Source organism: Sporosarcina sp. FA9 (assembly GCF_051550205.1).
Taxonomy (GTDB): Bacteria; Bacillota; Bacilli; order Bacillales_A; family Planococcaceae; genus Sporosarcina.
Map to the genome: position 1 here is coordinate 930,880 of NZ_CP188819.1, position 12,999 is coordinate 943,878.

Annotated in this window: 17 protein-coding genes; 13 read left to right on the forward strand and 4 right to left on the reverse strand. The window is 37.3% G+C overall.

The features are described from left to right. The first annotated feature begins 536 nt into the window (after window positions 1–536). Entirely contained in the window at window positions 537–1,892 is a 1,356-nt protein-coding gene (gene mgtE / locus ACP8HH_RS04335) for a magnesium transporter (protein ID WP_438316333.1), read from the forward strand. 73 nt (window positions 1,893–1,965) lie between these two features. Beyond that, a complete protein-coding gene (locus tag ACP8HH_RS04340) occupies window positions 1,966–2,340 on the forward strand; it encodes a hypothetical protein (RefSeq protein ID WP_438316336.1) in 375 nt (124 codons plus the stop codon). Window positions 2,341–2,439: 99 nt separating this feature from the next. On the opposite strand, the gene ACP8HH_RS04345 is transcribed toward ACP8HH_RS04340, so the two are convergent. Beyond that, window positions 2,440–3,003, reverse strand: a complete 564-nt coding sequence (locus ACP8HH_RS04345) for a CotY/CotZ family spore coat protein (RefSeq protein ID WP_438316339.1) — start codon at window positions 3,001–3,003, stop codon at window positions 2,440–2,442. Window positions 3,004–3,190: 187 nt separating this feature from the next. On the opposite strand from ACP8HH_RS04345, the gene ACP8HH_RS04350 reads away from it, so the two are divergent. The 7 genes from ACP8HH_RS04350 (at window position 3,191) to ACP8HH_RS04380 (ending at window position 6,225) form a co-directional block, all read left to right on the forward strand. Continuing rightward, window positions 3,191–3,532 (forward strand): hypothetical protein, encoded by a 342-nt coding sequence (locus tag ACP8HH_RS04350; protein ID WP_438316342.1) that lies wholly within the window; start codon window positions 3,191–3,193, stop codon window positions 3,530–3,532. Beyond that, complete coding sequence (spoVAC, locus tag ACP8HH_RS04355; RefSeq protein ID WP_438316345.1) at window positions 3,533–3,988, forward strand: stage V sporulation protein AC; 456 nt, start codon at window positions 3,533–3,535, stop codon at window positions 3,986–3,988. Then, window positions 3,982–4,983, forward strand: coding sequence for a stage V sporulation protein AD (locus tag ACP8HH_RS04360; RefSeq protein ID WP_438316348.1), 1,002 nt, complete (start codon window positions 3,982–3,984; stop codon window positions 4,981–4,983). The genes spoVAC and ACP8HH_RS04360 overlap by 7 nt, the downstream gene beginning before the upstream one ends. 9 nt (window positions 4,984–4,992) lie before the next feature. After that, window positions 4,993–5,355, forward strand: coding sequence for a stage V sporulation protein AE (gene spoVAE / locus ACP8HH_RS04365; protein ID WP_438316351.1), 363 nt, complete (start codon window positions 4,993–4,995; stop codon window positions 5,353–5,355). Window positions 5,356–5,425: 70 nt separating this feature from the next. Continuing rightward, window positions 5,426–5,563 (forward strand): YjcZ family sporulation protein, encoded by a 138-nt coding sequence (locus ACP8HH_RS04370; RefSeq protein ID WP_438316354.1) that lies wholly within the window; start codon window positions 5,426–5,428, stop codon window positions 5,561–5,563. A 15-nt stretch (window positions 5,564–5,578) separates the two neighbouring features. Next, window positions 5,579–5,830 carry a stage VI sporulation protein F gene (locus ACP8HH_RS04375; protein ID WP_438316357.1) on the forward strand — a complete coding sequence of 84 codons (252 nt, stop codon included), beginning with the start codon at window positions 5,579–5,581 and terminating at the stop codon, window positions 5,828–5,830. Window positions 5,831–5,931: 101 nt separating this feature from the next. Then, entirely contained in the window at window positions 5,932–6,225 is a 294-nt protein-coding gene (locus ACP8HH_RS04380; protein WP_438316360.1) for a hypothetical protein, read from the forward strand. Window positions 6,226–6,283: 58 nt separating this feature from the next. Here ACP8HH_RS04380 and ACP8HH_RS04385 read toward each other — a convergent pair whose 3' ends face one another. The 3 genes from ACP8HH_RS04385 to ACP8HH_RS04395 all read right to left on the reverse strand — a co-directional run bounded on the left by ACP8HH_RS04385 (window position 6,284) and on the right by ACP8HH_RS04395 (window position 8,046). Continuing rightward, a complete protein-coding gene (locus ACP8HH_RS04385) occupies window positions 6,284–6,715 on the reverse strand; it encodes a GNAT family N-acetyltransferase (protein WP_438316363.1) in 432 nt (143 codons plus the stop codon). Window positions 6,716–6,718: 3 nt separating this feature from the next. After that, window positions 6,719–7,234, reverse strand: a complete 516-nt coding sequence (locus ACP8HH_RS04390) for a YjcG family protein (protein WP_438316366.1) — start codon at window positions 7,232–7,234, stop codon at window positions 6,719–6,721. 89 nt (window positions 7,235–7,323) lie between these two features. Beyond that, complete coding sequence (locus tag ACP8HH_RS04395; protein ID WP_438316369.1) at window positions 7,324–8,046, reverse strand: alpha/beta hydrolase; 723 nt, start codon at window positions 8,044–8,046, stop codon at window positions 7,324–7,326. 226 nt (window positions 8,047–8,272) lie between these two features. Here ACP8HH_RS04395 and ACP8HH_RS04400 point away from each other — a divergent pair, with 226 nt between their 5' ends. The 4 genes from ACP8HH_RS04400 (at window position 8,273) to ACP8HH_RS04415 (ending at window position 12,951) form a co-directional block, all read left to right on the forward strand. After that, window positions 8,273–8,860: a phosphatidylglycerophosphatase A family protein gene (locus tag ACP8HH_RS04400; protein ID WP_438316371.1), complete on the forward strand. Its 588-nt coding sequence runs from the start codon at window positions 8,273–8,275 to the stop codon at window positions 8,858–8,860. Window positions 8,861–9,517: 657 nt separating this feature from the next. After that, window positions 9,518–11,095 (forward strand): ATP-binding protein, encoded by a 1,578-nt coding sequence (locus ACP8HH_RS04405; protein ID WP_438316374.1) that lies wholly within the window; start codon window positions 9,518–9,520, stop codon window positions 11,093–11,095. Further along, entirely contained in the window at window positions 11,088–11,756 is a 669-nt protein-coding gene (locus tag ACP8HH_RS04410) for a response regulator (protein WP_438316377.1), read from the forward strand. Before ACP8HH_RS04405 ends, ACP8HH_RS04410 begins: the two co-directional genes overlap by 8 nt. 163 nt (window positions 11,757–11,919) lie before the next feature. Beyond that, entirely contained in the window at window positions 11,920–12,951 is a 1,032-nt protein-coding gene (locus tag ACP8HH_RS04415) for a DctP family TRAP transporter solute-binding subunit (RefSeq protein ID WP_438316380.1), read from the forward strand. Window positions 12,952–12,999 lie beyond the last annotated feature (48 nt).

Sequence of the window (12,999 nt, forward strand, 5' to 3'; positions counted from 1 at the left end):
CGATACAACAGGCAAAATATCCGGATGGCTATAATGATGTCATTTCTTGACGAATTCTGGTTTGGACAATAACGCCTTTACCGTATTTTGGGGTGTTGTTAAAGATAACTAGATTGTGAAAATGATTGTATTTTTGTAGAGATCATTGAATTTCTTTTACAAAACCTATATTTATTATAGCCTCAGTAGTTTCAAGAAAATATTGTTCTTGGACCTGAATTCCTTTAGTATAGCGGTAAAACTTCTTTAATGATTTCCTGGGGAATAAATAAGTGTCTATATATTGTGGAATGAACTATAATCTTAATGTTTGTAGTGAATTTGGCACCAGGTCCATGGCTTCTCCTGTAAAATAGAGTGCCACTGTGCTAGTTAAATGAATTTGTCGTTTTTTGTCAGATACCCAAGCTCAATTAGGAAATTTAGTAGCACATAACAACCTCCATGAAAGCACCTCTTTTGGGAATAGTACGAATTCAATGATGCCCTTAATAGGCCGGATAAATGCATTATAGGAACGGAAAGGAAGGTGCAATATGCCAGAAAATATAGAGTATAATGAAGAGAAAATGAGAAATATTTTACTTAATAGTGACATGAAAAGTTTCCGCAACGAATATTTGATGCTCCACCCTTATGACCGAGCAACCTTCTACGAGAAAATCGAGCCTGAGCAGAGACAGCTTATTTATCATTATCTATCCCCGAAAGAACTTGCGGAAATTTTTGAGACAAGTGAAATATATGATCATGAATATAAAGCTTATCTTCAAGAGATGGATGCCACATATGCAGCAGACATGATTTCATATATGTTTGTGGATAATGCGGTTGATGTCCTAAATGAACTCGACAAAACTCAAGCTGTAAGTTATTTAACATTAATGAATAAGGAAAAAGCAATTGAAATTAAAGCACTTCTTCATTATGAAGAATATACAGCTGGTTCAATAATGACGACGGAATTTGTTATGATTCCAGAAAACTCCACAGTTCGGTCAGCGATGACAATTCTGCGGAACGAAGCACCAGAAGCAGAAACGATTTATTATATATTTGTTGTTAATGAAAACCAACGTTTGACAGGTGTTGTTTCACTCCGTGATCTCATAATTGCAGACGAGGATACACTTATTGCTTCAATTATGAGCGATCGTGTTGTTAGTGTTCTGGTTAGTGATGATCAAGAAGACGTTGCACGAACAATAAAAGATTATAATTTCCTTGCTGTTCCTGTTGTGGACTTTCAACAACATATATTGGGGATTATTACAGTCGATGATATTATTGATGTGCTCGATGAAGAAGCATCGGATGACTATTCAAAACTTGCGGCTGTTTCCGATATGGACACTTTCGATACGAACTCATTTACGGCGGCTAAAAAACGACTGCCATGGCTTATTATTTTATTAATTCTTGGTATGCTCACAGCGAATCTGATTGATTTATTTACTGAAACGATTTCTAAAGTAGCTTTGCTTGCCGCATTTATTCCCCTTATTGCGGGAACGGCTGGAAATAGTGGAACACAATCATTGGCGGTAGCGGTAAGGGGTATCGCAACGCGAGATGTTGAAGATGAAAGTAAGTTTAAGTTGCTTGTTAGAGAGGCAGGTACGGGACTTGTTACCGGATTTGTTTGTGCGGTTTTTGTTGTTGGATTAATATATGTTTGGAAACAAGAATTTGTAATTGGACTTTTAGTTGGTGCTGCAATTTTCGTCTCGATTTTTGTTGCAACGATTTCCGGATCGTTTATTCCTTTATTTATGCATAAAATGAAAGTCGATCCCGCAGTTGCATCGGGTCCTTTTATAACAACATTAAATGATATCATTAGTGTCATTATTTATTTAGGTTTAGCGACTTTGTTTATTGGCGAATTGTAAAGTGAACACCCACATTCTTAAACGCATATAATAGCTCAAAAAGGATGTGCACATTATTTCACACAATAAACCTATGTTATTTGTCGATGGACCTCCTGTATTTATTCGAGTTGTCGTTAGAGATGAAGAAAGTACGTCAGTATTCATGATGAATGAAGAGGAACTTCAAGAATCTGATGAACAAGTAGTGTTGACGGAAAACACCAATCCAGAAATTGACCTATCCGTCCTTAAAAGAGTTATTTATTTGGACGGTGCGTTTCAACGTGCAATTTATAAACCACTTCAATTCATAACAAGTAATGAAATATTAAAAGGGTCCATTAATAAAATCGAAGGAGAAACGGTGTTCATTGATCTTCACGGTGAAAATGAAGGAGTGGTTGCTTTGGAGATTTCATCCATTGATGACATCCTTTGGCGTGGACACCCAATCCATGAAACGTAAATAATAAAAGGCAAATCGGAAACTCGATTTGCCTTTTTTTTATGAAAAAACTGCCTGACAATTTCATGTCAGACAGATGGGGCATTGCAATTTAATTGATTAGTTCTCTTCGCATTCAATAAATACATCTTTAACACATTGAATTCCACAGAAACAAGTCAAGTCTACTGTTACACAAGAACCTGTTGCTTCAAATCTTTCAACTCTACAGATTGCGTCATAGTCTAATTTGCCATGGGTGAAAAGGTTTACTCTTCTACCTCTAGCATCTTGTGGTTCAAGAACTTGTAATGTTGCACAGCAATTGTCAAATACGTTTTGTACTCTAAAAAATACTGAAAAACAGTTATCGCTATCACGTTGAACTGAATCAGTTGTTGTAGAAACATCTTCATTTCTACGTCTTCTAGATTTTTTAAACATTGCTTTAAATGGTGTTCCGTCTTTTGTTAACAGCATAAATACACGCGTGTTTGCACGATTCCTTGTTGGACTTACTAGGCTACCTAACGGTGTAATGAAACAATCCGTTTTACAGTCATCACAATCTACATCATCACGAATATCTTGAATACGTCGAATCGCTCGAACAACCTCGCAAATACAATGAGTGTTGCATTTGCCTCGGTTATCAACGATATCATCGTTTCTTCCACATCCCATTAATTCCACCTCCTTCTTATCATTCCTTTATAATTTATGCGACGAAATGAACTGTGACAGGGCACACGAACCGGTTTTGAATAAAGTTAATGAGTAAAAGGCATACTGTTTAGAAATGGGAGGGATTTTTATTTGGAAAGGAAAGATAATAATCGTTTTGGTGTTAGTACTTTCAGGATGCAATTCAGTGGACAAAAAAGTCCAGATAAATAATAACACGGATATAAGTGAAAAAGATGTAGAAGAAATATTTATCAATGATCCTAGATTAACGAATGTAGTTGCTGTATTTAATGAAAAAGATATTCTTGCAGGTGTTACGGTAAGAACTTTTTCAAGATTTAAGAAGAAAAAAATAGAAAAAGAACTTAAAGAAAAAATTGAAAAGCTACATTCGGAATTAAACATTATCGTTTCAGCAGATCAAAAGATAATTATGGAAACCAAAAAAATGATTGACCAGACAGATGAGAAAAAATTAAAAAATAGCATTAAGAAATTAAAATCGCTAATAAAGGAAGAGACCTAAATGGATGATAAAAAGTATGCAGAGATAGAGAAGGAACTCTCGCCGAAAACACCATTATTAAAAAATGTCTTTTTGGCATTTATCACCGGAGGTACGATTTGTTTAATCGGCCAATTTATTTCTGTTTTTTATATGAAGTATTTTGATTTTACCGAGAGAACTGCAAGTAATCCAACAGTTGCTACATTAATTTTCATTGCAATGTTGTTGACAGGTTTTGGGCAGTATAAGAAAATCGGACAATTTGGTGGTGCAGGTGCAGCTGTTCCGATAACTGGATTTAGTAATGCCATTGCATCCGCCGCTATTGAACATAAAAGTGAAGGATATGTACTTGGCGTAGGTGGAAATATGTTTAAACTTGCTGGATCTGTAATATTGTTTGGCGTTTTCTCTGCATTTGTCGTTGCACTTATTAAGACAATTCTTGTAAAGTTAGGTGTTGTTTCATGGTAGTGAGAGGTATTGTTAAATTCCAATCCACCCCTTCGATTATCGCAACCGGGGTGACAGTAGGTCCGCTTGAAAAAAAAAGCGTATATGCACCTCTCTTTGATCAAATTTATGAAGATGAACGATGCGATTTAACGACGAATGAACAGGGAAATGCGAAAATGATGGAAGATGCGTGTCGTATCGCTCTTAGTAAGATTGCTATTCAACCTGAGGAAACAGACTTTTTAATTATCGGAGATTTAGTGAATCAAATGACGCCTTCTAGTTTTGCTGCATCGGCACTTCAAGTACCCTATATTGGCATGTTTTCAGCATGTGCCACATCAGTATCTACACTTATCACGGCAGCATTGTTGACGGATATAGGCATGTCCAAATGTTCAATAGCAGGTTCTTCAAGTCAGCACAATTCAATTGAGCGCCAATTCCGTTACCCTGTTGAATATGGTGCACAAAAACCTGAAACGGCACAATGGACTGTAACGGCAGCTGGTGTAGCTGTTGTAACTCCTTATAAAAAAAGTTTCCCCGCAATTGTTGGTGCAACGATTGGGCGAGTTATAGATTTTAAACTTACGGATCCTCTCAATATGGGAGCAGCTATGGCTCCTGCCGCTTCAGATACATTGCAACGGCATTTAGAAGGTCATGGAAGGAAAACGGCTGATTATGATGCAATTGTTACAGGTGATTTAGGGAAAACAGGATTTGAAATATACAAGAAACTTGGTAAACTTGCGCAAGTAAATGTTTGGAATAATTTTCGTGATGCTGGAGCAGAGTTTTACGGGGATGATCCCGCATTTTTATCAGGTGCAAGTGGCTCCGGTTGTTCGGCGGCTGTGTATTTCACGGATGTATTTTCAAAGATGATATCAGGGGAATACAATCGCGTACTCTTAATAGCTACAGGTGCACTTTTATCGCCATTATCTTTTCAACAAGGTGAAACAATTCCATGTATTGCACATGCAGTAGAATTAATAATGAAATGAGTGGGTTTTATGGTTTCTTTATTTATTACGGCTTTTATTGTTGGCGGTTTAATTTGTGTTATCGGTCAACTCTTATTTGATGTAGCAAAACTGACCCCAGCACATACGCTATGTATATTGGTTGTTATCGGTTCAGTCTTAGATGGGTTTGGTCTTTATGAACCGCTAATTGATTTTGCGGGTGCAGGTGCTACAGTTCCAATTATGTCCTTCGGAAATGCTTTAACTCATGGTGCAATGGCAGAGGCCGAAAAGCACGGTTTAATAGGTGTTCTAACGGGAATGTTTGAAGTGACAAGCTCGGGAATTAGTTCAGCCATATTATTTGGTTTCATAGCAGCATTTATTTTTAAACCAAAAGGAAATATTTAATAGATATTTGCCCGCCTCCTTTTTAATATCCTTGCATAGGATACTTAGAAGAGAAGGGGGGTATTTTTTTATGTATGGACATGGATGTTACCAACATGGTGGCGGAAGAGGCGGTGTCCAAGAAGGGGCCAATTATGGCGGATCAATGTTCGTTTTAATTGTTGTTCTCTTTATTTTACTAATTATTGTAGGTCTAAGCTTCGTATAAAAGGGGGAATGACGGATGAATGATTCATTTTTCCGGAAAATAGAATCAAAAACTGGTGTACCTATGGAAGAAGTATTTGCTCTTGCAAATGCCATTCAATATGCAGATTTCAGTGACGAACGTCAAGTTCGAAAAATTATTCGCAATGTAGGTAAACTGGCAAGAAAAGATGTACCTCAACATACAGAAGATGAACTTGTACGTTCAATTGTTACAAATGGTAAATCTATGAATCTGAATGATATTCAAGATATGTTGGGACGTTAATAAAGACTTAACAGAAGAGTTGAAATGATTGGTTTAACATTCTTAATAAAGGGTATAGTACTAGCAAAGGTTATATAACTTAATAATGAGGGGGTGTAATAATGGGTTACTTATTACCAATTCGACCAATTCAATCCGAGCAATATGCGAATCGTTTGAGTCAACAACCTCATAATTTTGCGTATATTGGAAGAATTCAACGTGTAAAGTTTTATAATGAGTACTTTGATGAGTTTCAGGAACAATCACAAAAAGAAGAGGGAAATAAGAAACATTCTTCTGTTATTGCTCCGCCAAGTTCTTATCAAGGATATATTCAACCGAATCCAGTAAATCTCTCACCTGCAATATCGCGTGTAGTTGGTAAGGGAATGAATATTAATGCTTATGTGTAAAAACAATATAGAAATAGGAAGCCTCTATAGCATTATGCTATAGAGGCTTCCTATTTCATTAAACTAAATTCTTTTCCATTGCACGATGAGGTATATCCGCATCCATAAATTCTGGTGATGTAATTACAAAACCAAGCTTTTCATAGAAGGGTACCGCATATGACTGGGAGTTTAAGATAATCTTTTCTAATTCATTATTTTTTGCATACTCTTCAAGCGAGTGCATAATTAGGTTACCAAGATGGCGACCGCGGTATTCAGGGAGTACACAAACTCGTTCAACTTTGCCGGTTCCAGCATCCGTTTCACGAAGTCGTCCAGCACCGATTGGAGTATCTTTAGTGTATATAACAAAATGTGTAGCCGTTTTATCATGTTCATCGAGCTCAAGACTTAACGGTACACCTTGTTCTTCCACAAATACTCTTTTTCGAATGTGAAAAGCAGATTCCCTATCTTTGTCCGCTCTTGCAATTTCTACACGAAACAACGCTTATTTGTTCCCTTCAAGTCGAAATGTTTCATATACTGTCCATGAACCGTCATCAAGTTGATATAGAAGATGTAGGCGATCGATTGTTTCACTATGATCAACACCAACCATTTTAAGTTGACCAATAATATCATCGTGTTCACCTGAAGAAAGTCTTTGTGCGATTGTAATGTGTGGAATGAAGGAAAATTCAGATGCTTCGCCAAAGAAATCGTCGTTCAAATCCTTGTGAAGGTTAAGCATTTCATCGTTAGGTGTCGCTTTAAAATAGATTGCATTTGTAATTGGCGCAAATGTGCTGACCTTTGCGACATTCAGCTCGAATGGACCGTGTTTTTTTGTAACTTCTTTAATTGCTTTTGCAACATCTTCAATCTCGGTATCGGTTGCGTTAAAGACACTTTTCATAGTCATATGCGGAGTGATGAGCGCATAATGCGGGTCATATCTCTTTCGATAACCGTTTGCTAAATCTTGAAGTTTCTTTGATGGAAATGCTACAATTCCATATTTCATAATAAAATACCTCCTATTAAATTAAGTTAACTTATATATTATTACTTCTATCATACCAGAACCTGTATCACGTTGTCTGTTTTCCCTTACTATTCCCCATAAACCATGGATATTGCTCTTCGAACATCTGGTTGCCAATATTTCCAAGTATGGTCTCCTTTGAATTCTTCATAGAAGTATGGAAACCCTTTAATTTCAACCAATTTCTTTAACTCACGATTGGGTGTAAGGAAGTCTTTTATTTCGTTGTCAGCAGTTTTTACAGTCGTTTCACCATCACCAATTACTTGGTATATTGAAAAGCGAGATGGGTCTTGCACTGCTTTTACGGCTTCAAGTACGGAATTATCGACATAAGGTGATTGAAGAAGAACTTTACCAAATGTATTTGGGTACTTGGCTGCTGCGAGTAAAGATATTGTTGCTGCTAGGGAATCACCAATAAGTCCTCTACCAGCACCGACTTGATATGTCGGGTAGTTTTCATCCATATAAGGCACAAGCTCGCGTGCAAGAAAGCGTAAATAAGCTTCATGGCGATCGCCTTCAGGATGATATAGACGTCTTCGCTCGCTTACGCTTTTATATGGTACACCGACGACAATAACATTTTCAATTTCCTGAGCTTGAATCAATTCGTCAATGACACGTCCAATGCGACCGTACTGGAAATAGTCTTTGCCATCGGATGCAATAAGTATCGAATATTTATAGAGTTCTGAATAATTATGTGGCAAATGAATTAGGAGTTGCATATCCTCATCCAAAGCCTTGCTGTAAAACGAAACTTCTTTAATTTTACCGTATTCCATTCATAACGCCTCCACATCTAGATGTATATTTGAAATTGTACCATATCTGCATTTATAGGTATAATGGTTGTATTGCTTTTGTTTTCATTTTGTATAAATGGACTGTCGGTTATCTATACTGTAGGAATGAGTTCATGTCATTTTTAGAAAAGACATCATTTGATATTTGGATCCATTTTATTGATATGATAGATTATTAATCAATTTAAAAAGGGGTTGTATTCTTATGGGGAAAAAAGCTGAAGTGGTTCACTCAAATGTGGTGGCTGAAGCAACGAAGAAGGCACTCGAACGTCGTGGGGTTACGATGCGAGCAATAGCAGAAATAGTATATGAAATGCAGTTGCCATACAATGAAGGACTTCAAATGGCTCACTGTATCGAATCTGTTGAAGGTGTGCTTAAGAAGCGTGAACTTCAACATGCTATTTTAGTTGGTATTGAACTTGATGAGTTAGCGGAGCAGGGAAAACTGTCTGAACCGCTGCTACAAATTGTTCGTTCAGATGAAGGTTTGTTCGGTGTTGATGAGACGATTGCGCTTGGGGCCGTATTTACATATGGTTCAATTGCAGTTACGACATTTGGACATTTGGATAAGAACAAAACGGGTATTATTAAAGAGTTAGATACTAAAAAAGGTGGAGCGGTGCATACGTTCCTTGATGATCTGGTTGCAAGTATTGCGGCTTCTGCGTCATCTAGAATTGCACACAGAACGCGTGATTTGGAAGAGGCGGGCGAAACGTTTAAAGATATTTCACCGGATGAAACAATGCCGGAGTCTCGGATTAAAGGTGCACTCGGAAATTAATATTGAAGGCCCACTCGCTTAGTAACATTGGCGAGTGGTTTTTTTTTGGACTTTTTTGGTTTTGATGGTGTGTGCTGTTGGGGACTTCTAATGGAATGTGGTTTCCAAAGTCGCTTGGCGCTTGGCGATGGCCTTTCGTGCTGAGCCAGATAGAAGTGCACTATCTGTCTCAGCACTTCGGCGCCTGCAGGATGCAGGTGTGCAGCCTTTGCCGCAGGACAAATAGGACTACGGCACTTTCGTAGTCCGCTTCCGGCGTTATTGGGCTGCCTTTCATTTTATGTCGCTTCTGCGCTCTTTGGTTCATTGTCGTGGTTTGTATATTGGGGAATTCTCTCAGTATTGTGAATTGGGGAATTTGCAGATGTGTGGTGTTGGGATTTGTTATGGTGTGTGATTATTAAGATCGCTTGGCGCTTAGCGATGGCCTTTCATTATGTGTCGCTTCTGCGCTGGATTGTTTATTCTCATGGGATTTATAGTTATATAAACAGTATCCTTTCCAAATATTCTTTTGAATCGAAATCTTCTACATGGTATGCTGTGTCTACTTAAGATAACTTTTATCATCAATACTACAAAACTGCTTTGATATTTTAGCGGATGGTTCTATTTCGCTAAAATTGATGAAATTGGAATAGAGATGGAGTATGACGAATGAATAGAATTTCATTGCGTATGAAGATGTTTATTTTCTCATTTATACTTGTCATATTTTCGGTTGGGACAAGTGGTATTATTATGATTTATAATATTTCCTCCGCATTTGAAAAAGAGTTAGGTGCTCGGTCGATTGCAATTGCAAGGACGGTTGCTCAATTACCGGAAGTTAAGAGTCAAGTTGGTATGAGTGATGGTTTTTCGATTATCCAACCAATAGCTGAAAGGGTTCGTTTGGCTACTGATGTGGATTATATTGTTATTTTTGATATGAATCGCATTCGGTATTCACATCCTTCAGAAAGCAAGCTTGGGACTCTTTTTGAAGGGGGGGATGAACAAGCTTCTTTATCTGAGCATGAATACATATCCAAAGCGCAAGGGGTTGTTGGCTACGCGATTCGTGCATTTGTTCCCGTGATGGATGAGGAGGGTGTTCATCAGGTTGGAGTTGTAACTGTTGGAATCTTATCGCCAACCATTCAAAGTTTGATTGTTGAATATCGTAATAACTTATTACTTTCCTTATTTTGGGGTGTTCTCATTGGTCTGGTCGGTTCCTTGATCATTGCAAATCATTTGAAAAAGCAGACATTGAATTTGGAACCGTACGAAATTGCACGCTTGGTCGAAGAACGTTCAAGTATGATGCAAGCGATGGATATTGGTATTTTAGCGACCAACAGTAATGCTGAAACAATTTTTATGAATCGATTAGCAAGACAATATACAAGTTTTTATGATGACTCCATCTCATTGGCTAAGTTATTCCCGGATACATGGCTTGCAAAGGAATCAAAAAATGATAAAGAAGTAATCTATCGTCCACTTCTTTGTCAAAACGTTATGTATCTCGTTAGTATTTATCCGATTACTGTTCAGGATCGTTCTGTTGGGTCCCTTATTATGATGACGGACCGGAAAGAAGCACATATTCTAGCGGAAGAGTTAACTGGGATAAGAACTTTGGTGGATGCGTTACGGTCACAAAACCATGAATATATGAACAAATTACACAGCATTGCGGGCTTAATTCAGCTGGATCGATCCGAAGAAGCTTTAAATATGATCATTGATGAAATTTCGGATGAGCAGGATGTTATTCAGTTTTTAAAAGATACAATTACCGACTACTCTGTACTTGGACTTTTGCTCGGGAAAAGATCGCGTGCCAAAGAGTTGGGCGTAATTTTAAATATTGATAACACATCCTTTTTATTTGAACTTATGGCTGGTTTTTCAAGTGGTGATATGGTCACTATTTTGGGGAATCTAATAGATAATGCAATGGAATCATGTTTGAATGCGAAGGAAAAAAATGTGGATTTTTTAATACAAGGAGATTTAACATTTTTATACGTAGAAGTCTGTGACAGTGGTTGCGGTTTGCCTGACCATTCCGATGAAATTTTTGACTTTGGCTACAGCACAAAAGAAAAGGAAGGCAGGGGAATTGGATTGGCTTTAGTTAAACAGATTATCGATTCGAATAAAGGAAGCATATCTGTTTTATCGGAATCAAATTCTGGTTCTAGTTTTATAGTACAAGTAGGTAAGGTGAAAAGGTATGGCTAATATTACCGTATTTATAGTAGAAGATGATCCAATGGTTTTGGATATTAATAAAGGTTTTTTAGAAAGAATGGCTGGATTTTCGCTCGTTGGGTTTTCGATGAACGGAAAAGATGCATTGGCACAAATTAAAATTTTAAAGCCACAACTAATATTATTGGACATGTTTTTACCAGATATGTCGGGTATAGAGATTTTAACAAAACTTAGATTGGAACGGATTCCTTCTGATGTTATTATGATCACTGCCGCACGCGACACTGTTACGATACAAGAAGTGATGCGATTTGGTGCAGTCGATTATATGGTAAAGCCATTTCGATTTGAACGCTTTCAAAAATCTTTTGATAACTATTATAAAACGACTCGGAAATTAAAAGCTTTGGAACATTTGAAACAAGAAGATATTGACGATTGGTTGGGCAGTGCTTCAAATGGAACTGAATTACCAAAAGGGTTGAATAAGCTTACGATGGAACAAATTGTCCTTAGTCTAGTAGAAGAGACGCTTCCCATCACAGCGGAACAATTGGCACAAACTGTTGGGATGGCAAGGGTGACTGTTCGAAAATATTTAGACTTTTTAGCACATAAAGAAAAGGTTCGAATTGAAATGCAATATGGAAATGTTGGTAGGCCTACTAAATTTTACTCCCTGCTGTAGATTACTGTGCAGCAGGATTCGTTAGGGGTTTCGTGATGATTTATATTCCAAAATATTAAAAGACCATAAAGACCATAACGTTCAATATCTTTTTAATATTGATTTCTACCTGTAAGCGTATACAATCAAAATATCAGATTACTTAATCATCTGGAGGAGAACCTTGTATCTATCTGTCTATTATAAAAGGTTTACATTTGTACTTATTTCAGCGGTTCTTCTTCTATTGTTAACCGCCTGTCAGAAGAACGCATTTCCAATAGATAATGAGCAATTAAGTGAAGAAGAGCGTCTTGTCATTCGTTTCTCACATGTTGTTGGCGAAAATACGCCTAAAGGATTAGCCGCCCGAAAATTTGCTGAGTTAATAAATGAACGAAGCAATGGCTATGTAGAAGTCCAGGTTTTCCCGAATGGATTCCTTTATAAAGACGGAGAAGAAATGAACGCTTTATTAAATGGTGATATTCAAATGATCGCTCCTGCGACATCGAAAGTGACTTCGCTTGTTCCTGAATGGTCTGTTATTGACCTTCCATTTGCTTTTAGTACGTACGAAGAAGTACATGACTATATAGCGGGGCCAATTGGACAGCGATTAATCTCAAAACTTGATGACAAAGGTTTACACACTTTAGGCATATGGGATAACGGTTTCAAGCAAATGAGTAATCGAGATTTCCCTATCCATTATCCAACGGATCTTAAGCAACTAAATATGAGGATTATGCCAAGCGAGATACTAGAAAAACAGTTCTCGGTTTTAGGGGCGGTTCCAAAGAAAATTGATTTCAATATATTGTTTCACCACTTGGAAAATGGAGATGTGGATGGACAGGAAAACACATTATCCAATATTACAAGTAAAAATCTGCATACGTTGCAAAAGTATCTAACGATTAGTAATCATGGTTATTTAGGATATGTTTTGTTAATGAATGATGAATTTTGGAAAGAGCTTCCCGTAAACATTCAGCTTCTAATTACAGATACGCTACTTGAAGTGAATCAATGGGAGTGGAGCATTGCACATCGACTTAACTCTGAAAAATTAACGGAGTTAGAAGACTGTGAATGTATTGAAATCTACCATCTTACGGAAGAAGAACGTCAAATTTGGGAAGAAGCCTTCGAACCGGTGTTTGAGTATTATAAAAACCGTTTCGGAGCTGAATATATAGAATTACTTCCATAGTACTAAAACACCGCGATTTATCGGGGTGAAGGAGAATAGGGAAAAAGT